Source organism: Ureibacillus thermophilus, from assembly GCF_004331915.1.
Classification (GTDB): domain Bacteria; phylum Bacillota; class Bacilli; order Bacillales_A; family Planococcaceae; genus Ureibacillus; species Ureibacillus thermophilus.
Genome location: NZ_CP036528.1, coordinates 2,926,722 through 2,953,533 on the forward strand (window position 1 = coordinate 2,926,722; position 26,812 = coordinate 2,953,533).

Sequence of the window (26,812 nt, forward strand, 5' to 3'; positions counted from 1 at the left end):
ATTTTCTCCAAAGAGAAAATGATGTTTTTTTGATATGTTATTAAAAATTGATTTCCGTTCCGGGGACGCTTTCCGCAGGCCCGCCTCTGAGTCATTCCTTCGTTCCTCGTGGTCTCAAGAGGGCTCGTCGCAGGAAAGCTTTGAATTTACTTCCTTGAACTTGCTCCGCTTTGCGACTAAGCGTGCGCGACAGGAACTTGCCCCGTCACTCCAATCAATTTTTCGATATATCAATTTTTTATCAAAACTCTTTCAGCTGCCCCTACAATTTTTGGTTTATGTCCCAACCTCAGTTTTTATTTTGAATCTAGTAAACATTGTTTAATTTTTAAAGCCACTTCAACAGCAGCACTGCCCTCCTCCACTCCAATAACAGGAGTTCTATCCGAAGCAATGCAGTCAATAAAATGCAAAAGCTCTTCTTGCAAAGGATCGGTATACGGAAGGGAGATGTTGGCAATCAACTCCTCTGCTCCAGACGGCAATATAGCATTAGAATCATTCATTTTATTCATAATCAGCTGCTGCTGTTTCATTAAATAATTCGTTTTGATTACTTTTTCTTTTTCATAAATGATTAGTTCCCTTACCTTTTCATGGGAGATATTGCTTGCGAGCAAATTTGCTACAATGCCATTTTCAAATAACAGAATGGCTGAAACGGTGTCGAATTTTGAAGCATCCCGCATCCGAATCCCTTCAGCTGAAATCCGTTTAATCGGGCTTTTGATCAGGCTTAATATGATGTCAATATCATGAATCATGACATCCAATACGACATCTGTATCCTTAATCCGGTCTGAATAAGCAAGTCGTTTTGCTTCGATGTTCACTATTTCATCCGGCTGAATTAATTCATGAATCCTCTTAATAGCTGGATTGAATCTTTCAATATGGCCCACTTGAAATTTCAAATTTTTATTGTTTATTAATGTTTTAATTTTATCTGCCTCATCCACCGTCATGGTCATTGGCTTTTCAACAAATACATGCTTATTATGGACAATCGCTTCCTCCGACAAAGAAAAGTGATACGGTGTCGGTGCAGCGATAATGACCGCATCAATATGTTTCAACAATTCGGCATACGTCTCGAAGGCTTTAATTTGAAACATTTGGCTAATCTTTTCAGCTCTTTTTATAACCGGTTCAAAAATTCCGATAAAGTTTACATTTTTCATTTGATTTAATTTCATACAGTGGAAAAAACCCATTTTCCCAGTACCTGCAACGCCAACCCGAATTCGGCTCATGGCAAAACACCTGCAAACTCTTTCATTGCTTGGATAATATATTCCTGTTCTTTTACAGTCAGCGTTGGATTTATTGGTAGGGCTAAAATATGTTTTGCGACATTCTCGGAAACAGGGAAATCCCCTTGTTGATATTGAAGATTCTGGAAGGCTTTTTGCAAATGCAATGGAATTGGGTAATATATTCCTGTGGCAATGCCCTTTTGATTTAAGAAACGAATCAATCTGTCCCTTTCCTCTACTTCGACGCAATATTGATGGTATGTGTGTCTCTTATCCGTATATTGAGGGGGCTTCCGCTTCACATGATGGAGCTCTTGAAAGTATTTGTTCGCTACAACGATTCTCTTAAAAAGAAACATATCTAATAACTTTAATTTTTCGAGTAAAATTGCTGCTTGTATTTCATCCAAACGGCTATTCATGCCGATTGAAGTATGAATATATTTTTCAATGCTGCCATGGTTGCGCAGTCGACAAATTTTCTCGTGAATTTCCGGATGATTTGTCACTACCAATCCTCCGTCGCCGAAAGCGCCTAAATTTTTCGTTGGAAAAAAGGAGAAGCAGCCAACATCCCCTATGCTGCCAACGCGCTTTCCTTTATATTCCGTACCAATTGCTTGGCAGGCATCTTCAATAACTTTTAAATGGTGCAATGAAGCAATCTCCATAATTGAATCCATTTCAGCGGCCATGCCAAACAGATGGACAACAATAATGGCTTTTGTTTTTTTCGTGATGGCTCCTTCTAATTTTTTTACTTCTATGTTATAAGTGTCCGGCTCAATATCGACGAACACAGGTTTTGCACCCACTTTTGCAATTGCTTCAGCCGTCGCAAAAAAGGTGAAAGGCGTCGTAATCACTTCATCCTCTTCTCCTATATCCAAAGCTTCAAGAGCTAGAAGCAATGCATCTGTTCCGTTAGCAACGCCGGCAGCATATTGTACGCCTAAATAATTTGCCATTTCCCTTTCAAATTGTTTTACTTTATCCCCTAAAATATAAGAGCCGCTTTGCAGCACTTCCACTACAGCTTTTTCAATATTTTTTCCGTATAGCTCATATTCTTTTTTTAAATCAAGCAAGGGAATATTCAATATTATCCCTCCATAAGCTAAATTAAAATCCATACAACTTTTATTAAACTATGACAAGGTTTTGATAAATCTTTGCACTTCATCCACAAATTCCTTTGCCCTAACTTCATCGGTATGTTTCGTATGAATGAATTGATAGCCATTTTCTGTGATTCGGTTTCTTTCTTCTTCATTTTTCCAGTAATACATAGACTTTTCATAAAAATTCGACTGGTTGCAGGCAATAAAATTTTCCCCATCTTTAAATCCCAATTCCAAAATGTCCGGCACAGGCTCTGCAAGAAGAAGAGTTTTGCAAGCAGGAGCCTCGAAAAACTTTAATACGGGATACTGCAGTATTGAACCGCAAGTAAAGAACATTTTCGAACGGTTCAACTCTTTCGCATATTTTTCATTCACCAAAGCATTTGCTGAAGCTGTATGCCCTGGATGGGGATGAAATACAAAACCTTTTACCCCTCTCATTTTCTCAAGAACTATTTCTCTAAATGGATATCTCCCTTTTCTTGTCAAAGTTTGATATCCTGTATTATTCGTTCGATCATATAATTGGCCCATTAATAAGAATTCAATATCTTTTTCCAATTGCCAATCTTTAAAAATCGTTTGGTCAATGGAGAAAGGAAGCCATCTAAATTGATTTTTATAGTTTCCGTAAGTTTTCAGAAAGGCTGATTTGGATACGGAAAAAATCAAATCTATTTTGTTTTGTTCGAAATACTTCTTTCTTTCCGTTGGGGAATAATGGGCATCGATGACATAACATCCCTTTGGAATATTAATTTCACCGAGTCCGGTAATCTTTGGCGCCATTGCATATTGATAGCCAATATCATAATGGAAAATAAAATCCGGTTGGAAATTCAGTTTTTTTAATATATCGTGAATATTCCCATCTTGCTGCCAATATCGGACATCTGCAAATTTTTCAATGGCTTTAAACATTCCAACTTTAGGTTTGTGCTTAGGAAATTTTTTTTCGATCGGTCTTATGAGAACCAATAGCTTCAGTTTTTCCTGCATATTTTTCACCTCCTAGCCTGCACAACATTCAATATATGTTCCATTTCTTCCAATTGTTTATACGTTCTCACTAGATTTTGAAGAAAGAGTTTACACGAATATGTGACCTTAGACATATATTTATGTGGAGCAAACCTGTGTTGCGCAGGAAATGAAAAGGAGCTGAATGCATGGAAACCGTTACGGTTATTGGATTAGGAAAAATCGGATTACCGCTTGCCGCGGTTTTTGCAAATTCTGGCCATTTCAATGTGATAGGCGCCGATGTAAACGAAAAAGTAGTAGAAACGGTAAACAAAGGGATTTCCCATATTCAAAATGAGCCAGGATTGGACCAGCTGCTCTATGCAGCATGGAAAGCAGGAACTTTGAGAGCCACAGTCGATACGGAAAAAGCAGTCAGCCAATCAGATGTAGTTGTTGTCATCGTACCGGTGCTAGTAGATGAAAAAGGAAATATCAACTATAAATATATTGACGCAACTGTAGAAGAGATTGGCAAAGGAATTCGCAAAGGTACCCTTGTCATTTTTGAAACGACATTGCCTGCTGGGGATACAAGAAACCGTTTTGGCAAAAGAATATCCGAACTTTCAGGACTCACATTAGGCAAAGATTTCTACTTAGGCTACAGTCCGGAAAGAGTGTACTCCAATCGCATTCTTCAAGACCTCTCCAATTATCCAAAAATCGTAAGCGGAGATAACGAAAAAAGCCTTGAACTCGTCAAATCCTTCTATCAAAAAGCTTTAAACTGCGACATCATCTCTGTCAGCAATTTAGAAACTGCTGAATTTACAAAAGTCGCTGAATCCGTCTACCGGGATGTCAATATTGCATTAGCAAATGAGCTTGCTGTATATGCAGACTCATTAGGCGTCAATATCAAAGAAGTCATCCATGCTGCAAACAGCCAGCCCTTTTCCCATTTGCATTCGCCTGGCGTCGGGGTAGGCGGCCATTGCATTCCTGTATATCCTTACTTTTTTATCAACAACGGATTAGGCAATGGAATCGTCCAACTTTCAAGAAAAGTGAATGACCAAATGGCAAAATACGCTGTGCAGCAAGTGGAGAAACATTTCAGCACACTAGAAAATAAAAACATTCTAATTCTAGGTCTTGCATTCCGGGAAAACGTAAAAGAAACCGCCAATTCTTCTACTTTGCTGCTTGCTGATGAATTAAAACAAAAAGGTGCTGTTGTATATGTGGATGACCCTCTTTACACTTCAGAAGAAATCGCAGCTTTCCAAGTTCAACCGTTTTTAGTAAATGACCGCGAAAAGATTGATGCCATCATTCTTCAAGCCTATCATGCGCAATATAAAGACTTTGATTTTAAACAATTCCCGAACTGTCAATTTGTATTAGACGGAAGAAATGTTCTCGATCTTAAAATTATTGAGGGGCTTGGAATGAAGTATCAAGGCATTGGGGTGCAGTAAAAAGTTATAAAATGGGCTGTTCAAAAGTCGAAATTCATGGACTTTTGAACAGCCTAATTTTGTTTCTCGGCTTGTGCGGAAGTTTCCCTTCAATTTATTTAAAAGGTTCCACATGCTTATCAATTAAATTATGTCCCTTTAAAATGCCGATGACTTTCAAATTTTTCACAGGTGCATGGTAATTCGGCGATAATTCCAATGCCCGCCAAAAATGTTCATAGGCTTGATTGTAATTTTTCATATGGAGAAAAGCTTCACCTAAATAATTTTCCTCAATGTGATTGCGATTTGAGATTTGCTGAAAATGATGAATGGCATGGTTATAATGATGTTCGACCAACCCTTTCATTCCTTCAAAAAAGTGGCGGTCTCTTGCCGTTTTGACTAATGGAATAGCTTCATAAAAAAGAGCAAATCCTTCTTTTTTCATCCATCGGCGAGACAAAGCAAGCCCTGCTATCAACTTGGCGGCAAGCAATCGGTTTTCCAATCCTTTTACTTCATCCAAACTTTCCAAATCTTTATCTTGAATATTTAACCGGACGTGTTTGGCCAAATCCTCATAATTTCTTTTGCTCGTAATATTCATTTGATGTCTTCTATAAAGATATAATGGCTCCGGAACATGGGAAGAACGCCATTTTCCTTTTGCCACTTTTAGCACAAAATCGGTATCGGAACCGACTTTGATGCTTTCTTCATAAAAAAGTTGTTCCACGGCTTCTCTTCTAAATAAGATGCTTCCGTTATTAAATGGGGTGCCTACATTTAGAAAAAATGAATAAATTTCATCAGGCGAAATATTCCCCGTTTGCCAATAGCCAATCGGCGAATCTTTCTCTGTAATAAGCAGCATATCAGAATGGGCATACCCAATATTTTCACAGCAAAACTCCGAAAGCAGCCGCTCAAAACGATGAGGCAATGACAAATCATCAGCCCCATGAAAAGTGATAAAATCCCCTTTGGCAAGCTTCAACCCTTCATTAAATGCAGCCGCAACACCTTTGTTTTCCTGTTTTACATACCGGATCCGTTCATCATCTACTGATAAAATCACCTCTTCGCTATTATCTGTGGAACCATCATTTATAATGATTAACTCCAAATCCTTTTCCGTTTGCTTTAAAATGCTTTCAATAGAATCTTTCACAAAACTAGCAGCATTATAGACTGGCATAATAACGCTTATCATCGTTCCACCTCATTCATGAAAAACTCTGGATAGGAAGTGGCATCGCCCAACGTTTTTATGGAATATAAATCTTTTTCCTTTCCTTCCAATAAATAAGAGAGCTTATAAAAGTCCGCATTGTATGGATGCTGGGCGATAAACTCTTTCAATTTTCTCTTCGCTTCTTCTTTTCTTTGCAGCCGCACAAGCGTCAAAATCACCCATCTTCCGTAAGCAGCCTTTTCCTTTTCATCTCCGCTTTTTTGCAATTCCATAAATTCCTCTAAGGCCCGCTCAAATTGTTTCAACAAAAAAGATTGATAGCCTTTCAGATGATAAAGTTGAAATGGATTTACTGGTTGCACTGGACAAAAGCATGTTTCTACAGAACCATCCCAGCATTTTTTTCGCACAGCTGCCGTTTCCCACCGTGCGATTGCAGGGATTTTATCCACTTGATAAACTGCTGGAACTTTTACTAGATCGGCATTGGTCATAAGCAGAAATTTTTCGAACCGCTCATAATCTTCAGGATTTAAGGAATGTTCTTTGGAAATGACAATGTCCCAGTCGCTTAATTCGTTTCGAGGCTGCACTTGATAGGAAGCAATATCTTGATAATAACTTAAAATTTTTTCCATGATGGACTGCCAGTTATATTGACTTACCGTCTTAAATCCATTTTGAATCAACTGTTCCTTTAAATCCTGATTAGAAAGCAATTCTTTTATTTTCTTTGCCATATCCTCTGAATCTTTCATCTGGCAAATGAGCACATTTACTTGATGTACGGCATATTCCAGTACTCCTTCGTTATCCGTTGTCACAACCGGACAACCGCACGCCATCGCCTCAAGAGGAGGCAAAGAAAAACTTTCATAAGTTGAGCCGCTAACGTAAAGAGCTGCGCCCCGATATAAGGAAGCAATGGTTTCTTGGGAAGGGCTGATAAAATATTTCGTAACCCTTTGCCTCATTTGCTCAGATGGCATTTCTGGAGTAATCCAATACAAATCAAGGTCAAACTCCCTCATCAGCTTTTCATAAGCTTCCATAATATAGGAAAGTCCTTTAAATGCCGTACTTTCTCTGCCAATCATCAGCAAGTAAGGACGTTCTCCCTCTATCCAAGGTCCTTCACGGTTGAAAATCTTTTCATCAATCGCATTCGGATAAACCTTTGCTTCCCTTCCATAAATCTTTTGAATTAGTTCGGCTGCTGACTTGGAAACCGTATAAATAAAGGCCGGCAACTGAAACTGCTTTTGAATGTAATTCTTCAATGTCTGATTCATCTTTTCGTAATCAAATAAATGAAAATCTCCTTGTTCAAAATAAACAACTGGAGCAATGCCAGTTTCAATGCAAGGTTGAATATGGTCCCAATAAGTGGCTACAATCAAATCGCAATCCGGGATGCCCTTTGTCAATTCCAAATCAAAGGGAACTTGAATATAATCAGCTTCAATAGGAAACCAAGCAGGCTTCACATAATGGGCAACAATGGTCACCTTTGCGCCAAGCTGCTTCAGCCGGTTCGCATGTTCAAAAATAATTTTGACGCCGCCCGAAACGCCGACATGGGTCATGACATAAACAATATGAAGCTGTTCTTTTTTTTTATGCTGTTTTATGACATTTTGCTTAAATGCCTGCGAAACCCGCGACAGCCGCTTCTCAAACTCCATTCTTCTAAGCGTTTGAATCAACGTTTTTCACCCTCATACAATTCATTCCACAGTAGTTTATGTCGATTTTCCATTTTAGTGATTTTGGGACCAATGAAAAAAGCCATACCCTCGCAGCAGGGCATGGCTTTTCTTTAATTAAACAAGAATGTAATCAGCAAGATGAAGAAAAGCGGAAGGAATATAATGATATAACCTATCGGATTGGCCAAATTCAACGTCCATCCAACACCAAACCGTTTTTCTACAAAAATGGAAGGGTCATTTTTATTAAAATAAAATAAACCGGCTTTCCAATATCGGTCATCATTGATATCCATAATAGAAGAATACAAGGAATCCGGCTCCCTTTTATCCGAACGCCCCACTTTCACCATAAAAACGACGGTTCCAGCTAAAATCAATATAAAGAAGCCTAAAGGGATAAGAATTTTCAATTGCGAATCTTGAAAACGCTCCGGATGAATCGTCGCCAATTGGAAATATACAATCAACATTGTAATTAATAAAACCGTATAGTAAGAAAACCAGCTTGATGATTTTCTTAAGGTTAACTGCCGGTTTTTTGAGGCGCTTAAATTCGTTGCACTAAGTTTGATGCCAGAAACTTTTATCCCTAGTTGAATGCCTAAAAACATCAATTGGAGGAGCAGCAAAAGTACAAGCATTTGAATGGCTGAAAATGGCGTTTTTTTTGTAAAGGCATCCGGTTCCCCGCTTGGTCCCCAATGGATAGGAATTTCGTTTGGCAACAGGTCGTACTGATAAAAGGTGTATCCGATTAATCCCATTGTCACAATTATTGGGAACAAATAAATAGCCCAAGGAGGCAACTGCTCTTCCGAACGGGCAGATAAATCGACAACTGCCACTTGCTTTAACTCGCCTTCCCACTGCATTTCCTTTTTATACTGTTTCATCTTCTCGCGGAAATAATAGAATAAGGCAAGGCTGATGAATATAATCACAAATTCAATGACTGTACTTATTAAGATCAATAAGTCATCTGAAGGTTTTTTCGTTGCAACCCAGATGCAAAAAAACAAGATCATGAAAAGCGAAACCATAACCGTTATCAGCAAATATTGTTTTTTATATGAACGAACACGAGCATCTTGAATCATTTGTTCCGGAATGGACACTCCAAAAACAACCGTTCTTTTTACAAAATAAGGTACAAAGGTTTGAACGATTGCTAACAAGCATAATATTACAAACGAAATGAATAAGGCCATTTCAATCCTCCTTTAAGTCATTAATAATTTTTTTGACTAATTTCATCATCTCTTCCTTTGACATTCCTAATACAAGAGCCTCTGCAATGTGAGGTATAAAGCTTCTATAGAGCCTTTCATAAGTGTTGGAATCCATGTGAAGGTGCCTTCTTATAACCGCACCGGATTTCGGAACAATTTCAATAATCCCCTTTTTTTCTAATTCATGATAACTTTTGTTGACGGTGTGCATATTGACCCCTAAATCAGCAGCAAATGCACGAACAGATGGAAGGGCATCGCCAGGTTTTAATTCTCCTTTTGCAATCCCTTCAATAATCTGATTCGTCAATTGAATATAAATTGGAACTTCTGATTCCGGATCAATTCGGATAATCATTTTCTCACCTCAATCTGTTCTACAATTATTATAACAAAAATTGTTCTATTTTGTATATAACAAAATGGAGAAAATATTTTGCTATATTGTTTTCTGAATATGGAACACTATCGAATTAGAAACACAAATCTTTCATTAACGAAGAAAATTTCGTGGAATATTTATCGCATCCCAATTATTCAAAATTTTTATTTTTTCATTTTAAAAACAATTGCTACTTAAGAAATTATTATGTATAATCTATTGCATTGCTTGATACTATTTTTCCATTAAGGGGGTCATAATGAATTGGGTAAAGCATTGATTATTGGAGCTGGCGGTGTAGCTAGTGTAGTGGTACACAAATGTGTACAAAATTCAGACGTGTTCGAGGAAATTATGATTGCCAGTCGAACAAAGTCTAAGTGTGACGCATTAAAAGAGAAACTCGACGGTGGTAAAACTATTATTCACACCGCTCAAGTAGATGCGGACAATGTGGACGAACTCGTCGAATTAATCAATGGTTTTAAACCAGACGTAGTCATTAACGTAGCATTACCTTATCAAGATTTGAGTATTATGGAAGCTTGTTTAGCTACAGGTGTTCATTATTTAGATACCGCTAACTATGAACCACCTGAAACAGCTAAATTTGAATATAAATGGCAATGGGCTTATAAAGAAAAATTTGAAAAAGCAGGCATCACTGCTGTACTAGGCTGCGGATTTGACCCAGGTGTTACCGGCGTTTTCACTGCTTACGCATTAAAACATCATTTCGATGAAATTCATTACATCGATATTTTAGACTGTAATGCCGGCGACCACGGCCTACCATTCGCAACAAACTTCAACCCTGAAATCAATATTCGCGAAATTACATCAAACGGCCGCTATTGGAAAGAAGGTAAATGGGTTGAAACAAAACCTTTGGAATACAAAGAAGTTTACAACTTCCCTGAAGTAGGTCCAAAAGACATTTATCTGCTTTACCATGAAGAATTGGAATCTTTGGCGAAAAACGTAAAAGGTCTTAAACAAATACGCTTCTGGATGACATTCTCTGAAAAATATTTAACTCACTTACGAGTGCTCCAAAATGTTGGAATGACATCTATTGAACCAATCGAATTTGAAGGCAAAATGATTCAACCTCTTCAATTCTTAAAAGCGGTTCTACCAGATCCAGCATCCCTTGGACCTCGTACAAAAGGGAAAACAAATATCGGTTGTATTTTCCGCGGTATAAAAGACGGAAAAGAAAAAACTTACTATTTATATAATGTATGTGACCATGAAGAATGCTACCGCGAAGTAGGAAGCCAAGCGATTTCTTACACAACGGGCGTACCAGCAATGATTGGTGCGAGCCTCATTATCAAAGGAATTTGGCAAAGACCAGGAGTTTGGAACGTAGAAGAATTCGATCCAGATCCATTCATGGAAGAATTAAATAAATGGGGACTTCCATGGAAAGAAAGCTTTAATCCAGAATTGCTTGAATTAGACCTTGAAAAACGTGAGGTAAAAAAATGAAAACAATTGACTGGAAAAGTGCACCATCCCCAAGTTACATTGTCGATGAACGTTTATTAAAACGGAATCTTGAAATTTTAGATTCCGTTCAACAGCGTACAGGCTGCGATATTTTGCTTGCCCTAAAAGGCTTTTCCATGTTTTCCACATTCCCGCTCGTAAGCAAATACTTAAAAGGGGTTACTGCAAGCTCCCTTTTTGAAGCCCGCTTAGGCTATGAGGAATTTGGAAAAGAAGTGCATGCTTACTCTCCAGCCTACGCTGAACACGAAATCGACGAATATTTAAAATACATTGACCATATCGTATTTAATTCATTCAATCAACTAAATAAATATAAAGAAAAAATTCAAAAATTGGACAAGCACGTTTCCATCGGGCTAAGAGTGAATCCTGGATATTCAGAGGTGGAAACAGCCCTTTACGACCCATGCGCGATAAATTCCCGCTTAGGTATTCCATTCGATCAATTTCGTCCGGATGAATTAGATGGAGTTGAGGGCCTCCACTTCCACGCTATGTGTGAACAAAATTCTGACGTGCTTGAACGTATCTTGCCTCATTTTGAAGAAAAATATGGCAAGTACTTGTATCAAATGAAATGGGTGAACTTCGGCGGAGGACATCATATTACTCGACCGGATTACGACATCGATAAACTGGTTGACTTAATCAACTATGTAAAAAATAAATATGATGTCCAAGTAATTCTCGAACCAGGTGAAGCCATTGCACTCAATACGGGCTACCTTGTTGCAACGGTGCTGGATATTGTAAAAAATGGAATGGACATTGCCATTTTAGATACATCCGCCACATGCCATATGCCAGATGTGCTTGAAATGCCATATCGCCCACAAATCATCGGGGCAAGTACACCTAACGATAAACCATACACATACCGCCTTGGCGGAATGACTTGTCTTGCAGGAGATGTAATCGGCGATTATTCATTCGATGAACCGCTAAAACCGGGTGACAAAATTGTATTTACAGACATGGCCCATTACACAATGGTGAAAAACCATATGTTCAACGGTGTCAACTTGCCAAGCATCTGTTTATACAACGATGAAGAAGGAATTAAAGTCGTAAGACAATTTAAGTATGAAGATTACAGAAACCGTCTTTCATAAATAACGAAAAGCACCAATTGAAACCTATTCAATTGGTGCTTTTTATATAAAAAAAACAAAACCCCAGCGATCTGTGCAACATTCATCATGCACTTTCACTAGGGCTATTTTTACTTTCTATCATTATAATTGCATAAACAGTTTCGGCTTCTTCCGCCGAAAGATTGTTTAAACTCCCTCCTTTGCAATAGAGTGAGCGCTTACTTTTCGACCATCTCCTTTGCAATTAAGTTAATAATAATTTAGCACAGACAATCATTATTGTAAATATTCTGAATAGTAAAAATAAAAAAACGGTATGAATGACCTACATATTTACAAAAAAATACTTTTATTAATAATTGCATCTTTGTTTATTTTCCGTTATGATGGCCTAGATGAAAGAGGTGGAAATGTGAAAGCGATTTATGACAAAAACAAACAAGTGCAATATTTAAAAGAGCGCTTGGAAATTTTCCTTGAAGTATTGGAAGCGATTGACGAAGAAACGGCAGATCTTGAAGATATCGACCGGCTTATCCAAATGATTGAAGATATTGAAGAAAAATTAAAGCAGTTTAAATATCGTGCTGATGAAGATTAAATGCATCAAAAAATCAGTGAGGACTGCTCACTGGTTTTTTTTGGAATAGACACAGATGATATTAATTCTCATTTTATTATGGGAATATACATTGCATTCCAATCTTAAACCTATTTTATCTTTTGGATAACAGTACTTTTAATAAGTTTTTCAAAAATGTATAATATTCTAGAATTGAATATTTTTTTGGGGGGAAAATAACATGTCAGTGGCTACTACCTATTTACAAACGTTGGAGAAAAGCCTTTATGACTTAATTTGCGAAACATCAACAAACTTGCCAAAAGATGTTCGCCGCGCAATAAAAAGAGCAAAAGAAGCTGAAAACGCAGGCACTCGCGCTGCTATGAGTTTGGCAACAATCACTAATAACATCGTCATGGCAGAAGATAATGTATCACCTATTTGCCAAGACACAGGGCTTCCTACATTTAAAGTGAAAACTCCTGTTGGGGTTAACCAATTGGAAATCAAAGAAGCTATCCGCAATGCTGTAAAAAAAGCTACTGAAGATGCAAAACTTCGTCCAAATTCCGTTGATTCATTAACTGGCAAAAACAGCGGGGACAATCTTGGGGAAGGTGTTCCTGTTATTAAATTTGAACAATGGGAAAAAGACTACATTGAAGTAAAACTCATCTTAAAAGGTGGAGGCTGTGAAAACAAAAATGCCCAATACAGCCTGCCTTGCGAATTAGAAGGACTAGGCCGCGCTGGACGTGACCTTGACGGCATTCGCAAATGCATTCTTCATGCTGTATGGAAAGCGCAAGGACAAGGCTGCTCTGCAGGGTTTATCGGCGTAGGCATCGGTGGAGATCGCTCTGCTAGCTATGACCTTGCAAAAGAACAATTATTCCGTCATTTAGAAGATACAAATCCAATTCCTGAACTTGCAAAATTGGAAGAATATATTGTTGAGAAAGCGAATACCCTTGGCGTAGGTACAATGGGCTTCGGCGGAGAAACAACATTATTGGGCTGCAAAATCGGCGTTATGCACCGCATTCCAGCTTCCTTCTTCGTATCAGTAGCTTACAACTGCTGGGCATTCCGTCGCATGGCTGTTGACATTGATGCCAACACTGGTGAAATTACAAAATGGCATTATCAAGATGGAGAAAAAGTAACATTCCGAGATGAAGAAGAAAAAACAGAATCCAATTCTGAAAGCCGCGTGATTGAATTAAGAGCACCGATCACGGAAGAACAAATTCGCCAACTTAAAGTGGGCGACGTTGTGAAAATTAGCGGCCGCATGTATACTGGACGCGATGCAATCCACCATCATTTAATGACTCATGATTCTCCAGTAGACTTAAATGGACAAATTATCTACCACTGCGGTCCGGTAATGGCAAAAGACGAAAATGGAAACTGGACTGTTAAAGCAGCAGGTCCTACTACATCCATCCGTGAAGAACCTTACCAAGGCGAGATTATGAAAAAATTCGGTATCCGTGCAGTAATTGGTAAAGGCGGTATGGGGGCAAAAACATTAAAAGCGTTGCAAGAACATGGCGGCGTTTACTTGAACGCAATTGGTGGAGCTGCACAATATTATGCAGACTGCATTAAGAGCGTAGACGGCGTAGATTTCCTTGAATTCGGTATTCCTGAGGCTATGTGGCACTTAACTGTGGAAGACTTCACTGCCGTTGTAACAATGGACTCCCATGGAAACTCTTTACATGCGGATGTTGAAAAATCTTCACTTGAAAAATTAGCTCAATACGCTGAACGAGTATTTTAATAAAAGAAAAAAAGCTGTCAAAATCTGATTTTGGCAGCTTTTTTATGTACAAAAAATGGGCATTCACTTGTGATGAATGCCCATAGTTTTTCTTATATTTTAGAGTATGATTGTTAAACTAAAGAAGTTTTTTCTGTAGTGTCATTATAGATATCTGTATTTAAATCTTTTGTAATTCGGCTTGATACAATTCCGGATACCATCGAACCGCTGACATTCAACGCCGTACGTCCCATATCGATTAACGGTTCTACCGAAATTAATATACCAGCAAGAGCAATTGGTAAATCCATTGCAGATAGGACAATGATTGCTGCAAAGGTTGCACCGCCGCCAACGCCTGCAACACCAAAAGAACTGATTGCAACAATTAAAATAAGCATTCCAATAAAACCTGGTGTAAACGGATCAATGCCAACAGTTGGTGCAATCATCATCGCCAACATCGCTGGGTAAACCCCCGCGCAGCCATTTTGGCCGATGGATAAACCAAAAGAGCCGGCAAAATTGGCAATTCCTTCAGGGACGCCTAAACGTTTTGTCTGTGTTTGAAGATTGAGCGGCAATGTTGCTGCACTTGAACGGGAAGAAAAGGCAAATATTAAAGTTTCCGCCACTTTTCTCACATAAATTACAGGATTCAAGCCAGTCAACGATACGATGATTAAATGCACTATAAACATGGCAATCAATGCCGCATAAGAAGCAACGACAAATTTACCTAAATCGGCAATTGCCCCAAAATCGCTTGTAGCAACCGTGCGTGCCATAATCGCTAAAACCCCGTAAGGAGTCAACTGTAGCACAATGCGCACAACACCCATCACTAGACCATAAATGGCATCGACGCCTTTTTTCACTGTATTTGCCGTTTCTTCATCTTTTCGGCGAAGTTGCAAATAAGCAAAACCGAGCAATGCAGCAAAAATAACTACTGCAATAGTTGAAGTAGAACGGGCCCCTGTTAAATCAAGGAATGGATTGGATGGGAACATTTCCAAAATATGTTCTGGCAATGTTTTTACAGTTTCCGCTTTCTGTTCAATCTCCTCACCACGTGCAATTTCAGATTCTCCTTGCATGATCTGGGATGCATCTAAATCAAAAACGGCCGTTGATAAGATTCCAAAAGTTGCGGCAATGGCCGTTGTACCAATCAACACTGCCAAGATAATCGTTGCAATTTTACCTAAATTTTTCCCAATTGTTACTTTCGTAAAAGCAGCTAATATGGAAATAAACACTAACGGCATTGCCACCATTTGCAATAACTTAACATAGCCATTTCCAATAATATTAAACCATGGCATTGTTTCCGTAATCGTTTCTGAGCCAAATCCATAAACCCACTGCAATACCACTCCGAAAACAACCCCAAGGGCCAGTGCAATAAAAACTCTATTCGAAAATTTTACATGCTTCTTCTTCAAAAAATATAAAAAAGTCATCAAGCCTATTAAAATAGCAATATTCACAATAATTCCCATGATGTAACCTCCTTTTTATGAACAATGATTATCATATATTCAATTATCCTTATAAGTCAAGTATGTTTAATATAAATTTATCATTCTTTCTTTTCGGTTTACAAAATATGTGTTTTAGGTTAAAATGATTTTAAAATAATACTAATTTTAAATAATTGATATTTATTCTCATTTTCAATAAAATCAATATTCTGATATTGAAATTCATTATCATGAGGAGGATTATATGAAAAGCACTAATCGAGAAAATTCATCTGCAATTGAGAATATAAAAGAGCACCAAGAATTAATTGCAGCCATTATAAGCGGTATCATTATATTCGTTGCATGGAAACTCGAAAAAAATGGATTATCCACAGCTTCCGTAATATCTTATATATCTGCTTTTGTGATTGGCGGATATGCCAAAGCGAAGGAAGGAATTATCGACACTATTGAAAATAAATCATTAAATGTTGAAATTTTAATGATTTTAGCAGCCGTTGGTTCTATGATCATTGGCTATTGGACAGAAGGCGCAATACTTATTTTCATTTTTTCATTAAGCGGCGCTCTTGAAACCTATGCCATGAATCGCAGCCACCGTGAAATCTCTTCTTTAATGAGTTTGCAGCCGGAAGAAGCGTGGCTTGTACGAGGAAATTTTGAACCGATGAAAGTTCCTGTTTCATCATTGCAAGTAGGGGACCATCTTCTTGTAAAACCCGGTGAACGCATTCCTGTTGACGGAAAAATTATTAAAGGTTCTTCTTCCATTGATGAATCGGCCATTACTGGTGAATCCATCCCTGTTTCAAAAAACGTTGGAGATGAAGTGTTTGCTGGGACGATTAATTTAAATGGCACCATCACCATCAACATGACAAAACCGAATGCCGAAACTTTATTCCAAAAAATTATTACCCTTGTGCAAACAGCCCAAAGCGAAAAATCCCCTTCCCAATTGTTCATTGAAAAATTCGAAAACCGCTACGTGAAAGGGGTACTTATTACTGTAGCAATCATGATGTTCCTTCCCCACTATTTATTCGGTTGGGATTGGAATACAACATTTTACCGAGCTATTGTTTTACTCGTTGTTGCTTCCCCATGCGCCCTTGTTGCATCCATCATGCCTGCAACACTGTCAGCCATCTCAAACGGGGCACGGCACGGCATTCTTTTTAAAGGCGGCGTCCATTTAGAAAATATGAGCGTTATCCGATTGCTTGCCGTAGATAAAACGGGGACGTTGACTGAAGGAACCCCAGTCGTAACAGATGTGATTGTTCGAGAGGGATTGGATGAGAAAGAAGCGTTAAAAATCATGGCATCCATTGAAGCCCAATCCAACCATCCATTGGCTCAAGCCATCGTTCAATATGCCAAAGAACAGCAAATCGAAATGCTTTCTGGCATCGATATTACAGACATTCCTGGATGCGGGATAAAAGCAACTATTGACGGTGAAACCTTCACTATCGGCAATGGAGATTTTGTTGGTAATGAAGAAGCAAAAGAATTTGCAAATGGTATAGCTGGCCGTTTTGCAGATGAAGGAAAAACCATAGTCTTTATGAAAGATGAAAAAGGAATCGCCGCATTGATTGCCTTAAAAGATACCATCCGCAATGAAGCAAAAGAAGCGGTTCAAATTTTAAAAGAACTCGGAATCCAAATTGCCATGCTGACAGGCGACCATGAAAAAACAGCCAAAGCGATTGCTGCTGAAGCTGGTGTGAATGAATATATCGCCAAATGTTCCCCAGTGACGAAAACAGAATTTATCGATAAAGCTTTAACCCAATATCAATATGTTGGCATGGTCGGCGATGGAATCAATGATGCACCAGCCCTTGCCAAATCAACCGTTGGAATTGCCATGGGCGGCGGCACTGACGTAGCATTGGAAACAGCCGATGTGGTGCTAATGAAAAACGACCTTGCTAAAATTGCATATGCTGTGAAACTCGGAAGAAAAATGCAAAGAATTGTGAAACAAAATGTCATCTTTTCAACTTCTGTCATTGCGTTATTAATTATTTCAAACTTTTTGCAATTACTTGATTTGCCACTTGGAGTAGTCGGCCATGAGGGCAGTACCATCTTAGTCATTTTAAATGGATTAAGAATGCTTAAAACCATAAAATAAATTTGTAGACTCAAAAAGCGGCTCAAGCCTTCAAAGTGCTTAAGCCGCTTTTTTATGATGATTAGTTTTATTTCAAAAGTCTCTTCTTGGCTAAATGCCGTTTATACATTGTTGCATTGAGAAGACCTCCAAAAATTAAAATCATGCCGGTAAAATACAGCCAAAGCATTAAAATAATGACGCTTGCAATACTTCCATAAGTGGAAGTAAAATGCCCAAAATGATTTACATAAAAAGAAAATCCATAAATTAAAACAACCCATGAAATGGAAGAAAAAAAGGTTCCGGGCAAAACCGTGAGAATTGGAACTTTTGGGTCCGTATAAGGAATTAGCCAATACAATAAAAGCAATACAATGAAAATGAGTACTGGAGGTAAAATCCATTGAACATAGTTCCAAAAATCTACAAAAGATGCCGCCACCCCTAAAAAATCAAACAACTGATAAACATATTGCTGTCCAAAAATCGGAAGTAACAGTGCAAACAACAACACAAAAATAAGAGACACTGTAAAAACCAAAGACCAGCCCCGGTTGATAATCCCCATCTTCGGTTCTGTTTCATAAGCTTCATTCAACGTTTTCAAAATCGCATTCATTCCTTTTGAAGCAGCCCAAAGCGTACCTATAATTCCGACCGATAATGCACGGCCACCATCATAATCTGTCAATACTTCAACAATCGTACCTTGGGTTAAAAAAAATACTTCTGTCGGCACAATGGTTTGGAGGAAAAGAAAAACATATTCTTGATTAATGTTTAAATGAGGCAATATGGAAACGATTGCCAATAGTAATGGAAAAAAGGACAATAAAAAGAAGTAAGCTAGTTGTGCGCCTTTACCTGATATATCCACTTTCTTCATTCCTAAAACTAATGCTTGAACAAATCCTTTGAAAGTGACCACATTAATTTTAGATCGCTCCGGACTGAAAAAGGAGCGAAACCATACCGCCCATTTCGATTGCAAAAATTTCGGTTTACTCAAACGCTAGCTCACTTCCCTTCATGAACCCCCTCTTCACTTTTGTTCCTTGGAAGAAAAAGCTTCCTTCGTATCTTGAACAATTTCTTGAACAGCCCCAGGAATTTCTTTGACTTCATCCAATTTTTCCATAATAAAATTCACATTCTCCTTTGTATCCTCATACAACTTTTGCATTTTTTCAATTTGTTCCCGAACAAGAATCTGCAATTCCTCGCGATTTTTTGCATAATACACAACGGAATGCTTTGCTTTTTTTACTTTTTTCAACGTCTCTTCTCTTGTTTCCTCATCAAACATGCTGACGGCGGCACCGACTAATGCTCCAATGACAACACCTTTACATAATTTGTTTCCGCTCATGACCTTTCTCCTCCTGTCGATTCTTGTAAAGATTTTCTATTTATATTCTATAAGAACTTGACATCTTTTGAAAGTAAGGGAGAATACATGATAAAAACTTGACAACAATAGAATGAAATGAAATGATGATACAAAGCAAAATGAAAGGTGGATTATAAAGAATGAATTTGTCGACGCCTTCTAAAGAAAATGTGTCGTACATGATAGAAAAATTGAAGGAAAAACTAAAAATGGTAAATACGAATGTATTGCGTTCAGAAGATTTTACTGAAGCCAACTATGAAGAATTATATGATTTATATGAAATGGTAATGAAACGGGATTCCTTCAGTCCCAGCGAAATGCAGGCAATTGTCTCTGAATTGGGTTCCCTCCGCAAATAAAGTCTATAATTTTTTCAGCTACCGCATACTTTTTCCCATTTCAGCAATCATTATTCAAAAAAATACAAGAGAATGAAAAATTAAAAGGAGCGTCTCATGATGAAACGCTCCTTTTGATTATTGTGCACTATTATTGCTTGTATCGGAAGTAGTTTCTGCACTTTCATCAACAAGTTGTTGAATCAACACTTCAACCCGGCGATTTTTCGCTCTTCCTTCTGCCGTATCGTTCGATGCAATTGGATTGTATTCACCATATCCTTTTGCACTGAAATATTTTGGATCTAAACTTGGATTTGAATCAATTAGCAGTTTTAAGAAATTCACTGCACGCATTACCGATAGTTCCCAGTTAGATCGAAATTCCGGAGTATTTTGAGGAACATTATCAGTATGCCCTGTTACAACAATATATCGTGGTGGATCAAAATTTAATAAATTCGCTAATTCCTGAGCAATTGGAATGTTTTCAGGTTTGATATCCGCTTTACCGGAATCAAATAAAATACTATCACGGATTGTTAAAAGCAACCCTTCATCTGTCATTTTAGTTGAAAATGTGTCTTCTAATTCATTTACAGCAATAAAGTTTTCAATATCCTTTTGGATTTTTCTTAGCTGTTCTTGATCTTTTAAATAAGCAGCTTGTCGCGAATCGATGCCATCCATAATAGACGTTGGATTATCAATAACTGAACTATTTTGCATAAATCCAAAGCCGCCGTTAAAAATTTCGTTAAACACTTGGGACATTTTATTAAACTTGGCTTCATCGATGCTACTGGAAGCGAATAATACGATGAACAAAGCTAATAGTAGCGTCATCAAATCCGAATATGGCAATAGCCAAGATTCATTGATATGTCCATCATGTTTCTTTTTTTTACTTTTCTTTTTCAAGGCTACCAGCCCCGCTTTCATAGAATAGTTTTCGTTCTTCATTTGTCAAATACGAAGCCAATTTCTGTTCAATAATACGCGGAGCCTCACCTTCTAATACAGATAATACGCCTTCAATCATTAAGCGCTTTTGTCTTGCTTCATGCGCGGATTTACGTCTTAATTTATTGGCAAATGGATGCCATAAAACGTAACCTGTAAAAATCCCAAGTAAAGTTGCAACGAATGCTGATGAAACGGCGTGACCTAAAGCATTAACATCACTCATATCACCTAATGCCGCAATCAAACCAACAACCGCACCAAGCACCCCGAGTGTCGGTGCATATGTACCTGCTTGAGAAAAGATTTGGGCACCACTTTCATGGCGCTCTTCCATCGCTTCCACTTCTTCGTTTAACACATCACGTATGTAATCTGCACTTTGGCCATCGATTGCGAGGGTAAGACCATTACGTAAAAATGGATCTTCAATTTCTTGCGCCTCGCTTTCTAATGCAAGGAGACCTTCACGACGAGCTAAATCCGCCCATCTGGAGAACATTTTAATGATTTCCACATCGCTGATCATTTGTTGTTCTTTAAAGATGATTTTAAGTAATTTCGGTATTCTTTTTAATTCATCTTTTGGGAATCCAATTACGACAGATGCAACGGTTCCCACAATAATAATTAAAAACGCTGCAGGGTTAATAAGGATGCTTAATGGGGCGCCTTTTAGCACCATCCCAACAAATACCGCAATAATCCCTAAAATCAAACCTATTAATGTAGCTATGTCCATAACTGTACCTCCAAATCTTCCACTACTATTTATTTCGTCATTTTCCATTATTTTTTAAAGTCTCTTTTCATCAGTTAACTATAATAATCATTTCATCCTAGATGCAGGCGGATAAGTTTTTCTGCTTTTATAACTTTCTATCGATATAGTTATATAGTAATAAAAAGATATTAATTATAATATATTTTTTATGAAATTAAACCTAATAATTTTAAAGGTTGGGGATGTTTCCTAAAACCACTAATGTTATTTTTCTCGTAAAACCTTTAAAATTTTCTTATAGTTATAGTATAATGAATTTGATTATAATTGTTTTAAGAAAGGAGTCTAATCATGGGCTTATTTTTATCAACTGTAACTGGTATGCTTGGTCTTCTTCTTGTTTCAATTGCAATTTTCATCCATTATTTGCGCAAAGGCTTAGATTCTTCTGATTCAATTAAAGTCGATCCAAAAAACTGATTAGAATATTTGATTTAAAAAACCGACAAAACAGGGAAAGCTAGTTTTGTCGGTTTTTTTTATAACTTTTAGCTATATTTATTAATATTCTAATAATTCTGTTGTTTCTAACCTTTTTTTGTTTATAATCAGAGGTACAAAAGAAAGGGGATTTATAATGGCATCATTGAATGAAATTTTGCGTTTTAACAAAGAGTTTGTAGAACAAAAACAATATGTTCCATATATCACAGATAAATTTCCAAATAAAAAAATTGTGATTTTAACATGCATGGATACTCGCTTAATTGAGTTGTTGCCAAAAGCAATGAATCTACGAAACGGCGACGCCAAAATTATTAAAAGCGCCGGCGCTATGGTTGCCCATCCATTCGGCGGTATTATGCGCAGTATTTTAGTAGCTGTGTATGAATTGCAAGCTGATGAAGTCTATGTAATCGGACACCACGACTGCGGCATGAGCAGAGTGGACCCGCATCATATGATTGAACATATGAAACAAAGAGGCGTCAGTCAAGAAATTATTAAATCCATTAAATATTCAGGAATCGATTTAGTTGAATGGCTTCGTGGATTTGGAGACGTTGAAAAGAACGTTTTAAATAGTGTCGATATCATACGCAACCACCCACTCTTTCCAAAAAGTACACCTGTGCATGGTTTAATCATGCATCCAGAAACCGGAAAACTCGATTTATTGACAAATGGACATGAATATCTTAAACAGCAATCTGAATAATTGACGTTTCATCCATCTGCTTAAGCGGGTGGATTTTTTTATTAATCAATGCAAAAAAAAAAAATCCATTATAACTGCCGTTACCAATGGATTTAAAAAATGAAATATTTTAACTTCAAAAATATTCTCCCTGTAAAAGAGCATAGATATAATGGTCTTCCCAAGAACCATTAATATATAATAGTTCTCTCAGCAGCCCTTCCCTTTTAAAATTTGATTTCTCTAAAACTTTAATTGATGCGATGTTTTTGGGTGATACGTATGCTTCGATTCGGTGCAAGTTTAATACATTAAAACCAAACTGTACAACTTCCTTCACCGCTTCCGTAGCAATCCCTTGCCTAGTAAATTGTTCATCAATAGAGTAGCCAATAAATGCGCTGCTGTATGGCAGTCTTTTAATTGCATATAGAGAAATATGGCCGATTAATTGTTGCTCATCCTTTGTAAAAATCCCAAAAGAATATTCACGATTGGAACGCTGTAAATGGATGCCTTCTAAAATTTTCCGATATTGTGCTTCTTCCGTGTAAAATGCTGCATCATGCAGCGGCTCATATGTGGCCCAAAAATATTTATTTTTCTGCATCAGTTTCGCTAAATCTTTTGCGTCTTTTTCCACAAAAGTGCGCAGATGCAGCCTGTCGCTTTCGATTCGAATCACTCGATCACCTTTCTTTTGAAAAACTTTTAGAAACTTCCTCATCCTCATTATACCTATGCCTTTCTTTCATTATTTAAGTGATAAGGAGCTTATAGTTAAATCTATTATTATCTATTGTAAATAGCCATACGAAACTACAAAATGATTATTTTTTCGTATAGCTTTTAATTTTTTTGCCGCGGCGTTGAACTTCTTTTTCTACATGCTGAATAATTTCCTCCAATACTTTGATGCGTGCGTATAATTTATCATTTCCAGGTATCAGCACCCATGGGGCATTCGATGTATCGGTTTGTTCGAACATTTCATTTGCTGCTTCTACATATTGATCGAATTTTTTTCGATTTCGCCAATCTTCCTCTGTCAGTTTCCACATTTTAAATGGATTCGTTTCCCGTTCCTTAAAGCGCTCCAATTGCTCATTCTTATCAATATGTAGCCAAAATTTGATAATGATATAATCATCATCCGTCAACAGTTTTTCAAATTGATTAATTTCTGCATAGGCTCTCGACCATTCTTCTTTTTTGGCAAAGCCTTCAATTCTCTCCACCAATACCCGTCCATACCATGAGCGGTCGAAAATAGCGATTTGTCCGTACTGCGGAAGTTTTCTCCAAAAACGATGCATATAATGATATCTATTTTCATGGGGTTGAGGCGCTGAAATGGGATGTACAACAAATCCTCTTGGGTCAAGACGACAGGTTAAACGTTTGATGGCTCCACCTTTTCCTGCCGCATCCATTCCTTCAAAGACTATAATTAAACCGATTTTATTTTGATATAAAAATTGTTGAATATTCAGAATATCAAATTGCAATTTTTTTAATCTTTTCTTATATTCTTTTTTCTCCAATTTCAAACTTAAGTCCAAATCTTCTATTTTTTTCATAAGCCCTCTCTTCTTTCTTATGAAAATTTAACAAATAAAAGGAATTGATTTAGTTAAAGTTGTTCAATCATTTTAGAACGTATATAATTTTATGGAAAGGAGTGCGAAACATGGGTCGAATGATTGTTGTTTTTGGCAGCTTGATAGTCTCAGCCATATTTACATTATATTCTTTTTGGCTGCCAATAAAAGGTAAACCCACGATTGAAATGATTAATCGCCTGCCATTATTGATATCGCCGGCATCATATGTATATATTTTTTGGTTTTTCCTTTTTATTGTTTTATTTCTTTGGGCTATCAATTATTCCAAAAATCTCAAATCAATAACTTTTATTTCACCAATTCAAACCATTCTCTTTTTTTTAATTATGGTATTTCAAATCCTTTCCATTTATCTATGGAATAACGGAGCGTTGCTTCATTCCTCTATTTCCATTTTACTACAACTCTTGCTCTTATTTGCATTATATCTTACGTATCCAATGGAAGGGGAGTATTTAAAAAAGAGAATTCCTATCGCTATTTATTTCGGATGGACAACTTTTATTTTTATGATTAATGTCTGTTATTTGCTTTTATATCATGAATGGCATGGCTTCGGTTTAAGCAATGCTTTATGGGTCGTGATTATCTTAACCTTTGCCACATTAGTAGCATTGCACTTGCGCTACCATCATTTCGATATTGCCTATCCGCTTGTATTTGTTTGGTGTTTTATCGGCATAGCCATCTCAAATGGTTTTGATGAATTATTAGTAACTACTTCCTCCCTTTTCTTGAGCGGTGTATTAATCGTTGGAATATTATTTATGAAAAAAAATCCTGCACGTTCTTAAACGTACAGGATTTTTTATTTATGCTTCCTCATCCAGCTGCGTTAAAATAATTGGTTTGTCTTTCGTTACAACAATCGTATGTTCAATTTGGGCAACAAGAGATTTGTCTGGAGTAATGAATGTCCATCCATCTCCTGATTCAATAATATGATCAGCTCTTTCGGAAATGAATGGTTCTACCGCAAGGACCATTCCCTCTTTCATAATCGTTTTATCCCAAGCGTCATAATAATTAAGAATGTGTTGAGGATCTTCATGCAAAGAACGTCCTACCCCATGCCCTGTTAAATTCATAATGACTTTTAATCCGTTTTCTTTTGCTTCCCTTTCAACCGCTTTTCCGATTTGGTTTAATCTTGAACCGGCTTTTACTTTCGTCATAGCCCGATCAAAAGCAGATTTCGCTACACGGCAAAGTTTTTCTTTTTCTTCATAGCCTTCTCCGACTACAAAAGAAATGCCCGTATCAGCAAAATAGCCATTTAGAGAACCAGAAACATCAATGTTGACTAAGTCACCTTCTTTAATCACTTTATTTCCAGGAATACCGTGGGCGACTTCATGATTGACACTGATACATGTATAGCCAGGGAAATCGTATTCCCCTTTAGGAGCTGAAAGGGCACCTGCCTCTTTAAACATACGGCCGGCAATTTCATCTAATTCTTTCGTTGTGATTCCTGGTTTTGTTGCCGCTTTCATTGCATCGCGAATCTCAGCGCAAATGCGGCCGATTTTTTTTAATGCTTCTAATTCTTCTTGTGTTTTGACAATCATGTAAAAGATCCTTTCTTCTATACAATTTCATTTTATAATATATCATATTCTATCAATCATTCGGGAATTCCTTGATTATTTTACACAATATCAGCAGAGAAATTGTTGAGATCATTGGAAAATCCTCAACAAAAAATGAAAAGAGGCTGGGACATAAACAAAAAATTAAAGGGGCAGTTGAAATAGTTTTGATAAAAAATTGATATAACGAAAAATTGATTGAAGTGACGGGGCAAGTTCCTGTCTCGCACGCTTAGTCGCAAAGCGGAGCAAGTTCAAGGAAGTAAATGCAAAGCTTTCCTGCGACGAGCCCTCTCGAGACCACGAGGAGCGAAGGAATGACTCAGAGGCGGGCCTGCGGAAAGCGTCCCCGGAAAGGAAATCAATTTTAATAACATATCAAAAAAACATCATTTTCTCTTTGGAGAAAATGATGTTTTTTTAGATTTGTCCCAACCTCATCTTTTATTGTAAAACTGTCTAATGACAGAGATTATTCATTTTCTCTTTTAATGAGTCGTGGGCTTGCTGTAAAGATGAATGCCGCTGCGATAGCTGTGATGACAATGGCAGGAAGCATATATGTGCCATTATAAACGATGGAGTAAATCCAAGCATTTTGCTCTCCTGCATATTCTTTAAAGAAAATAGCTCCTGCAAGTATATGGCAAATATAGCGTAATAGTCCACCCACTATTGTTCCGATGACAACATATATTGCAATTTTCTTTTTGTGGTTTGTCGCTACGCCATTTAATACTTGCTTTCTTACAATGGCGGCAAATCCAACAAAGGTAAAGGCAAAGACATAATCTAGGAGAGCTTGCGCCCAATGGACAATATACGGATTAATCGTCATATTTAGCAGTCCAACTAGCAAGCCTGTAATAAGCCCAGCTGATAGTCCCCAACGAATAGCGATTAAAATAATGGGCAGCATCACAAAACTTACAGAACCGCCTTGCGCCCAAATGGAAAATTTGATTTGGTCCAGCACGTAGCCAATGGCGGCAAACAAAGCAATCTCAATCATCCATAATAATTTTTTATTTCTCATTCTACATTCTCCTTTCTCTTCGTTACTGGAACGCGAGAGAAGGATAGAAA

At 37.4% G+C, this 26,812-nt stretch carries 26 protein-coding genes; 10 read left to right on the plus strand and 16 right to left on the minus strand.

Going from position 1 to position 26,812, the window contains the following annotated elements; genetic code table 11:
* Positions 1 to 296: 296 nt before the first annotated feature.
* The 3 genes from DKZ56_RS14850 to DKZ56_RS14860 are packed head-to-tail and all read right to left on the minus strand — an operon-like array spanning position 297 to position 3,379.
* Positions 297 to 1,253 carry a Gfo/Idh/MocA family protein gene (locus DKZ56_RS14850; protein WP_208650648.1) on the minus strand — a complete coding sequence of 319 codons (957 nt, stop codon included), beginning with the start codon at positions 1,251 to 1,253 and terminating at the stop codon, positions 297 to 299.
* The gene (locus tag DKZ56_RS14855) at positions 1,250 to 2,356 is read right to left on the minus strand and encodes a DegT/DnrJ/EryC1/StrS family aminotransferase (protein ID WP_245989515.1); all 1,107 of its coding nucleotides are present in this window, start codon (positions 2,354 to 2,356) and stop codon (positions 1,250 to 1,252) included. Before DKZ56_RS14855 ends, DKZ56_RS14850 begins: the two co-directional genes overlap by 4 nt.
* 48 nt (positions 2,357 to 2,404) lie before the next feature.
* Positions 2,405 to 3,379, minus strand: coding sequence for a glycosyltransferase family protein (locus DKZ56_RS14860; protein ID WP_208650650.1), 975 nt, complete (start codon positions 3,377 to 3,379; stop codon positions 2,405 to 2,407).
* Positions 3,380 to 3,549: 170 nt separating this feature from the next.
* Between DKZ56_RS14860 and DKZ56_RS14865 the strand changes: the two genes are divergently transcribed.
* Positions 3,550 to 4,827 carry a nucleotide sugar dehydrogenase gene (locus DKZ56_RS14865; protein ID WP_208650651.1) on the plus strand — a complete coding sequence of 426 codons (1,278 nt, stop codon included), beginning with the start codon at positions 3,550 to 3,552 and terminating at the stop codon, positions 4,825 to 4,827.
* Positions 4,828 to 4,921: 94 nt separating this feature from the next.
* Here DKZ56_RS14865 and DKZ56_RS14870 read toward each other — a convergent pair whose 3' ends face one another.
* The 4 genes from DKZ56_RS14870 to DKZ56_RS14885 all read right to left on the minus strand — a co-directional run bounded on the left by DKZ56_RS14870 (position 4,922) and on the right by DKZ56_RS14885 (position 9,303).
* A complete protein-coding gene (locus tag DKZ56_RS14870) occupies positions 4,922 to 6,022 on the minus strand; it encodes a glycosyltransferase (RefSeq protein ID WP_208650652.1) in 1,101 nt (366 codons plus the stop codon).
* Positions 6,019 to 7,710: a glycosyltransferase family 4 protein gene (locus DKZ56_RS14875; RefSeq protein ID WP_208650653.1), complete on the minus strand. Its 1,692-nt coding sequence runs from the start codon at positions 7,708 to 7,710 to the stop codon at positions 6,019 to 6,021. Before DKZ56_RS14875 ends, DKZ56_RS14870 begins: the two co-directional genes overlap by 4 nt.
* 113 nt (positions 7,711 to 7,823) lie before the next feature.
* Entirely contained in the window at positions 7,824 to 8,924 is a 1,101-nt protein-coding gene (locus tag DKZ56_RS14880; RefSeq protein ID WP_208650654.1) for a DUF1648 domain-containing protein, read from the minus strand.
* Position 8,925: 1 nt separating this feature from the next.
* Positions 8,926 to 9,303: a GntR family transcriptional regulator gene (locus tag DKZ56_RS14885; protein WP_208650655.1), complete on the minus strand. Its 378-nt coding sequence runs from the start codon at positions 9,301 to 9,303 to the stop codon at positions 8,926 to 8,928.
* A gap of 288 nt (positions 9,304 to 9,591) precedes the next feature.
* Here DKZ56_RS14885 and DKZ56_RS14890 point away from each other — a divergent pair, with 288 nt between their 5' ends.
* From DKZ56_RS14890 to DKZ56_RS14905, 4 genes are all read left to right on the plus strand, one after another.
* On the plus strand, positions 9,592 to 10,821 hold the full coding sequence (locus tag DKZ56_RS14890; RefSeq protein ID WP_208650656.1) for a saccharopine dehydrogenase family protein: 1,230 nt from the start codon (positions 9,592 to 9,594) through the stop codon (positions 10,819 to 10,821).
* Positions 10,818 to 11,957, plus strand: a complete 1,140-nt coding sequence (gene nspC, locus DKZ56_RS14895) for a carboxynorspermidine decarboxylase (RefSeq protein WP_208650657.1) — start codon at positions 10,818 to 10,820, stop codon at positions 11,955 to 11,957. Before DKZ56_RS14890 ends, nspC begins: the two co-directional genes overlap by 4 nt.
* A gap of 394 nt (positions 11,958 to 12,351) precedes the next feature.
* On the plus strand, positions 12,352 to 12,540 hold the full coding sequence (locus tag DKZ56_RS14900) for an SE1561 family protein (RefSeq protein ID WP_208650658.1): 189 nt from the start codon (positions 12,352 to 12,354) through the stop codon (positions 12,538 to 12,540).
* A gap of 202 nt (positions 12,541 to 12,742) precedes the next feature.
* A complete protein-coding gene (locus tag DKZ56_RS14905) occupies positions 12,743 to 14,293 on the plus strand; it encodes a fumarate hydratase (RefSeq protein ID WP_208650659.1) in 1,551 nt (516 codons plus the stop codon).
* Positions 14,294 to 14,406: 113 nt separating this feature from the next.
* Here the strand turns inward: DKZ56_RS14905 and DKZ56_RS14910 are convergent, their stop codons facing one another.
* Positions 14,407 to 15,780 (minus strand): L-cystine transporter, encoded by a 1,374-nt coding sequence (locus DKZ56_RS14910; protein ID WP_208650660.1) that lies wholly within the window; start codon positions 15,778 to 15,780, stop codon positions 14,407 to 14,409.
* Positions 15,781 to 16,006: 226 nt separating this feature from the next.
* On the opposite strand from DKZ56_RS14910, the gene DKZ56_RS14915 reads away from it, so the two are divergent.
* Complete coding sequence (locus DKZ56_RS14915) at positions 16,007 to 17,911, plus strand: heavy metal translocating P-type ATPase (RefSeq protein WP_208650661.1); 1,905 nt, start codon at positions 16,007 to 16,009, stop codon at positions 17,909 to 17,911.
* A gap of 67 nt (positions 17,912 to 17,978) precedes the next feature.
* Here the strand turns inward: DKZ56_RS14915 and DKZ56_RS14920 are convergent, their stop codons facing one another.
* Positions 17,979 to 18,902: a YihY/virulence factor BrkB family protein gene (locus DKZ56_RS14920; protein ID WP_208650662.1), complete on the minus strand. Its 924-nt coding sequence runs from the start codon at positions 18,900 to 18,902 to the stop codon at positions 17,979 to 17,981.
* Between the two features lie 33 nt (positions 18,903 to 18,935).
* Positions 18,936 to 19,262: a YtxH domain-containing protein gene (locus tag DKZ56_RS14925; protein WP_208650663.1), complete on the minus strand. Its 327-nt coding sequence runs from the start codon at positions 19,260 to 19,262 to the stop codon at positions 18,936 to 18,938.
* Between the two features lie 161 nt (positions 19,263 to 19,423).
* Here DKZ56_RS14925 and DKZ56_RS14930 point away from each other — a divergent pair, with 161 nt between their 5' ends.
* A complete protein-coding gene (locus DKZ56_RS14930) occupies positions 19,424 to 19,645 on the plus strand; it encodes a DUF1128 domain-containing protein (RefSeq protein WP_208650664.1) in 222 nt (73 codons plus the stop codon).
* Between the two features lie 117 nt (positions 19,646 to 19,762).
* On the opposite strand, the gene motB is transcribed toward DKZ56_RS14930, so the two are convergent.
* A complete protein-coding gene (gene motB, locus DKZ56_RS14935) occupies positions 19,763 to 20,545 on the minus strand; it encodes a flagellar motor protein MotB (protein WP_208650665.1) in 783 nt (260 codons plus the stop codon).
* Entirely contained in the window at positions 20,529 to 21,329 is an 801-nt protein-coding gene (gene motA / locus DKZ56_RS14940) for a flagellar motor stator protein MotA (RefSeq protein WP_208650666.1), read from the minus strand. Before motA ends, motB begins: the two co-directional genes overlap by 17 nt.
* A 333-nt stretch (positions 21,330 to 21,662) precedes the next feature.
* Here motA and DKZ56_RS15790 point away from each other — a divergent pair, with 333 nt between their 5' ends.
* Both DKZ56_RS15790 and DKZ56_RS14945 read left to right on the plus strand, forming a co-directional pair.
* Positions 21,663 to 21,791 (plus strand): hypothetical protein, encoded by a 129-nt coding sequence (locus tag DKZ56_RS15790; RefSeq protein ID WP_281275667.1) that lies wholly within the window; start codon positions 21,663 to 21,665, stop codon positions 21,789 to 21,791.
* Positions 21,792 to 21,948: 157 nt separating this feature from the next.
* A complete protein-coding gene (locus DKZ56_RS14945) occupies positions 21,949 to 22,530 on the plus strand; it encodes a beta-class carbonic anhydrase (RefSeq protein ID WP_208650667.1) in 582 nt (193 codons plus the stop codon).
* A gap of 115 nt (positions 22,531 to 22,645) precedes the next feature.
* On the opposite strand, the gene DKZ56_RS14950 is transcribed toward DKZ56_RS14945, so the two are convergent.
* Both DKZ56_RS14950 and DKZ56_RS14955 read right to left on the minus strand, forming a co-directional pair.
* A complete protein-coding gene (locus DKZ56_RS14950) occupies positions 22,646 to 23,236 on the minus strand; it encodes a GNAT family N-acetyltransferase (RefSeq protein ID WP_208650668.1) in 591 nt (196 codons plus the stop codon).
* Positions 23,237 to 23,339: 103 nt separating this feature from the next.
* Complete coding sequence (locus tag DKZ56_RS14955; RefSeq protein ID WP_208650669.1) at positions 23,340 to 24,089, minus strand: polyphosphate kinase 2 family protein; 750 nt, start codon at positions 24,087 to 24,089, stop codon at positions 23,340 to 23,342.
* A gap of 110 nt (positions 24,090 to 24,199) precedes the next feature.
* On the opposite strand from DKZ56_RS14955, the gene DKZ56_RS14960 reads away from it, so the two are divergent.
* Positions 24,200 to 24,928 (plus strand): TspO-related membrane protein, encoded by a 729-nt coding sequence (locus tag DKZ56_RS14960; protein WP_208650670.1) that lies wholly within the window; start codon positions 24,200 to 24,202, stop codon positions 24,926 to 24,928.
* 18 nt (positions 24,929 to 24,946) lie between these two features.
* Here DKZ56_RS14960 and map read toward each other — a convergent pair whose 3' ends face one another.
* Positions 24,947 to 25,705, minus strand: a complete 759-nt coding sequence (gene map / locus DKZ56_RS14965) for a type I methionyl aminopeptidase (protein ID WP_208650671.1) — start codon at positions 25,703 to 25,705, stop codon at positions 24,947 to 24,949.
* Positions 25,706 to 26,198: 493 nt separating this feature from the next.
* Positions 26,199 to 26,762: an energy-coupled thiamine transporter ThiT gene (gene thiT / locus DKZ56_RS14970; RefSeq protein WP_208650672.1), complete on the minus strand. Its 564-nt coding sequence runs from the start codon at positions 26,760 to 26,762 to the stop codon at positions 26,199 to 26,201.
* Positions 26,763 to 26,812: the final 50 nt, after the last annotated feature.

What these genes read in the sequence shown, in the direction of transcription:
- DKZ56_RS14860 (WP_208650650.1), bottom strand. Translation starts at nt 3,379, where the DNA reads ATGCAGGAAAAACTGAAGCTATTGGTTCTCATAAGACCGATCGAAAAA.
- DKZ56_RS14885 (WP_208650655.1), bottom strand. Translation starts at nt 9,303, where the DNA reads ATGATTATCCGAATTGATCCGGAATCAGAAGTTCCAATTTATATTCAA.
- DKZ56_RS14950 (WP_208650668.1), bottom strand. Translation starts at nt 23,236, where the DNA reads ATGAGGAAGTTTCTAAAAGTTTTTCAAAAGAAAGGTGATCGAGTGATT.
- map (WP_208650671.1), bottom strand. Translation starts at nt 25,705, where the DNA reads ATGATTGTCAAAACACAAGAAGAATTAGAAGCATTAAAAAAAATCGGC.
- DKZ56_RS14905 (WP_208650659.1), top strand. Translation starts at nt 12,743, where the DNA reads ATGTCAGTGGCTACTACCTATTTACAAACGTTGGAGAAAAGCCTTTAT.
- DKZ56_RS14865 (WP_208650651.1), top strand. Translation starts at nt 3,550, where the DNA reads ATGGAAACCGTTACGGTTATTGGATTAGGAAAAATCGGATTACCGCTT.
- nspC (WP_208650657.1), top strand. Translation starts at nt 10,818, where the DNA reads ATGAAAACAATTGACTGGAAAAGTGCACCATCCCCAAGTTACATTGTC.
- motA (WP_208650666.1), bottom strand. Translation starts at nt 21,329, where the DNA reads ATGGACATAGCTACATTAATAGGTTTGATTTTAGGGATTATTGCGGTA.
- DKZ56_RS15790 (WP_281275667.1), top strand. Translation starts at nt 21,663, where the DNA reads ATGGGCTTATTTTTATCAACTGTAACTGGTATGCTTGGTCTTCTTCTT.
- DKZ56_RS14850 (WP_208650648.1), bottom strand. Translation starts at nt 1,253, where the DNA reads ATGAGCCGAATTCGGGTTGGCGTTGCAGGTACTGGGAAAATGGGTTTT.
- DKZ56_RS14930 (WP_208650664.1), top strand. Translation starts at nt 19,424, where the DNA reads ATGAATTTGTCGACGCCTTCTAAAGAAAATGTGTCGTACATGATAGAA.
- DKZ56_RS14925 (WP_208650663.1), bottom strand. Translation starts at nt 19,262, where the DNA reads ATGAGCGGAAACAAATTATGTAAAGGTGTTGTCATTGGAGCATTAGTC.
- DKZ56_RS14915 (WP_208650661.1), top strand. Translation starts at nt 16,007, where the DNA reads ATGAAAAGCACTAATCGAGAAAATTCATCTGCAATTGAGAATATAAAA.
- DKZ56_RS14910 (WP_208650660.1), bottom strand. Translation starts at nt 15,780, where the DNA reads ATGGGAATTATTGTGAATATTGCTATTTTAATAGGCTTGATGACTTTT.
- DKZ56_RS14960 (WP_208650670.1), top strand. Translation starts at nt 24,200, where the DNA reads ATGGGTCGAATGATTGTTGTTTTTGGCAGCTTGATAGTCTCAGCCATA.
- thiT (WP_208650672.1), bottom strand. Translation starts at nt 26,762, where the DNA reads ATGAGAAATAAAAAATTATTATGGATGATTGAGATTGCTTTGTTTGCC.
- DKZ56_RS14880 (WP_208650654.1), bottom strand. Translation starts at nt 8,924, where the DNA reads ATGGCCTTATTCATTTCGTTTGTAATATTATGCTTGTTAGCAATCGTT.
- DKZ56_RS14955 (WP_208650669.1), bottom strand. Translation starts at nt 24,089, where the DNA reads ATGAAAAAAATAGAAGATTTGGACTTAAGTTTGAAATTGGAGAAAAAA.
- DKZ56_RS14870 (WP_208650652.1), bottom strand. Translation starts at nt 6,022, where the DNA reads ATGATAAGCGTTATTATGCCAGTCTATAATGCTGCTAGTTTTGTGAAA.
- DKZ56_RS14945 (WP_208650667.1), top strand. Translation starts at nt 21,949, where the DNA reads ATGGCATCATTGAATGAAATTTTGCGTTTTAACAAAGAGTTTGTAGAA.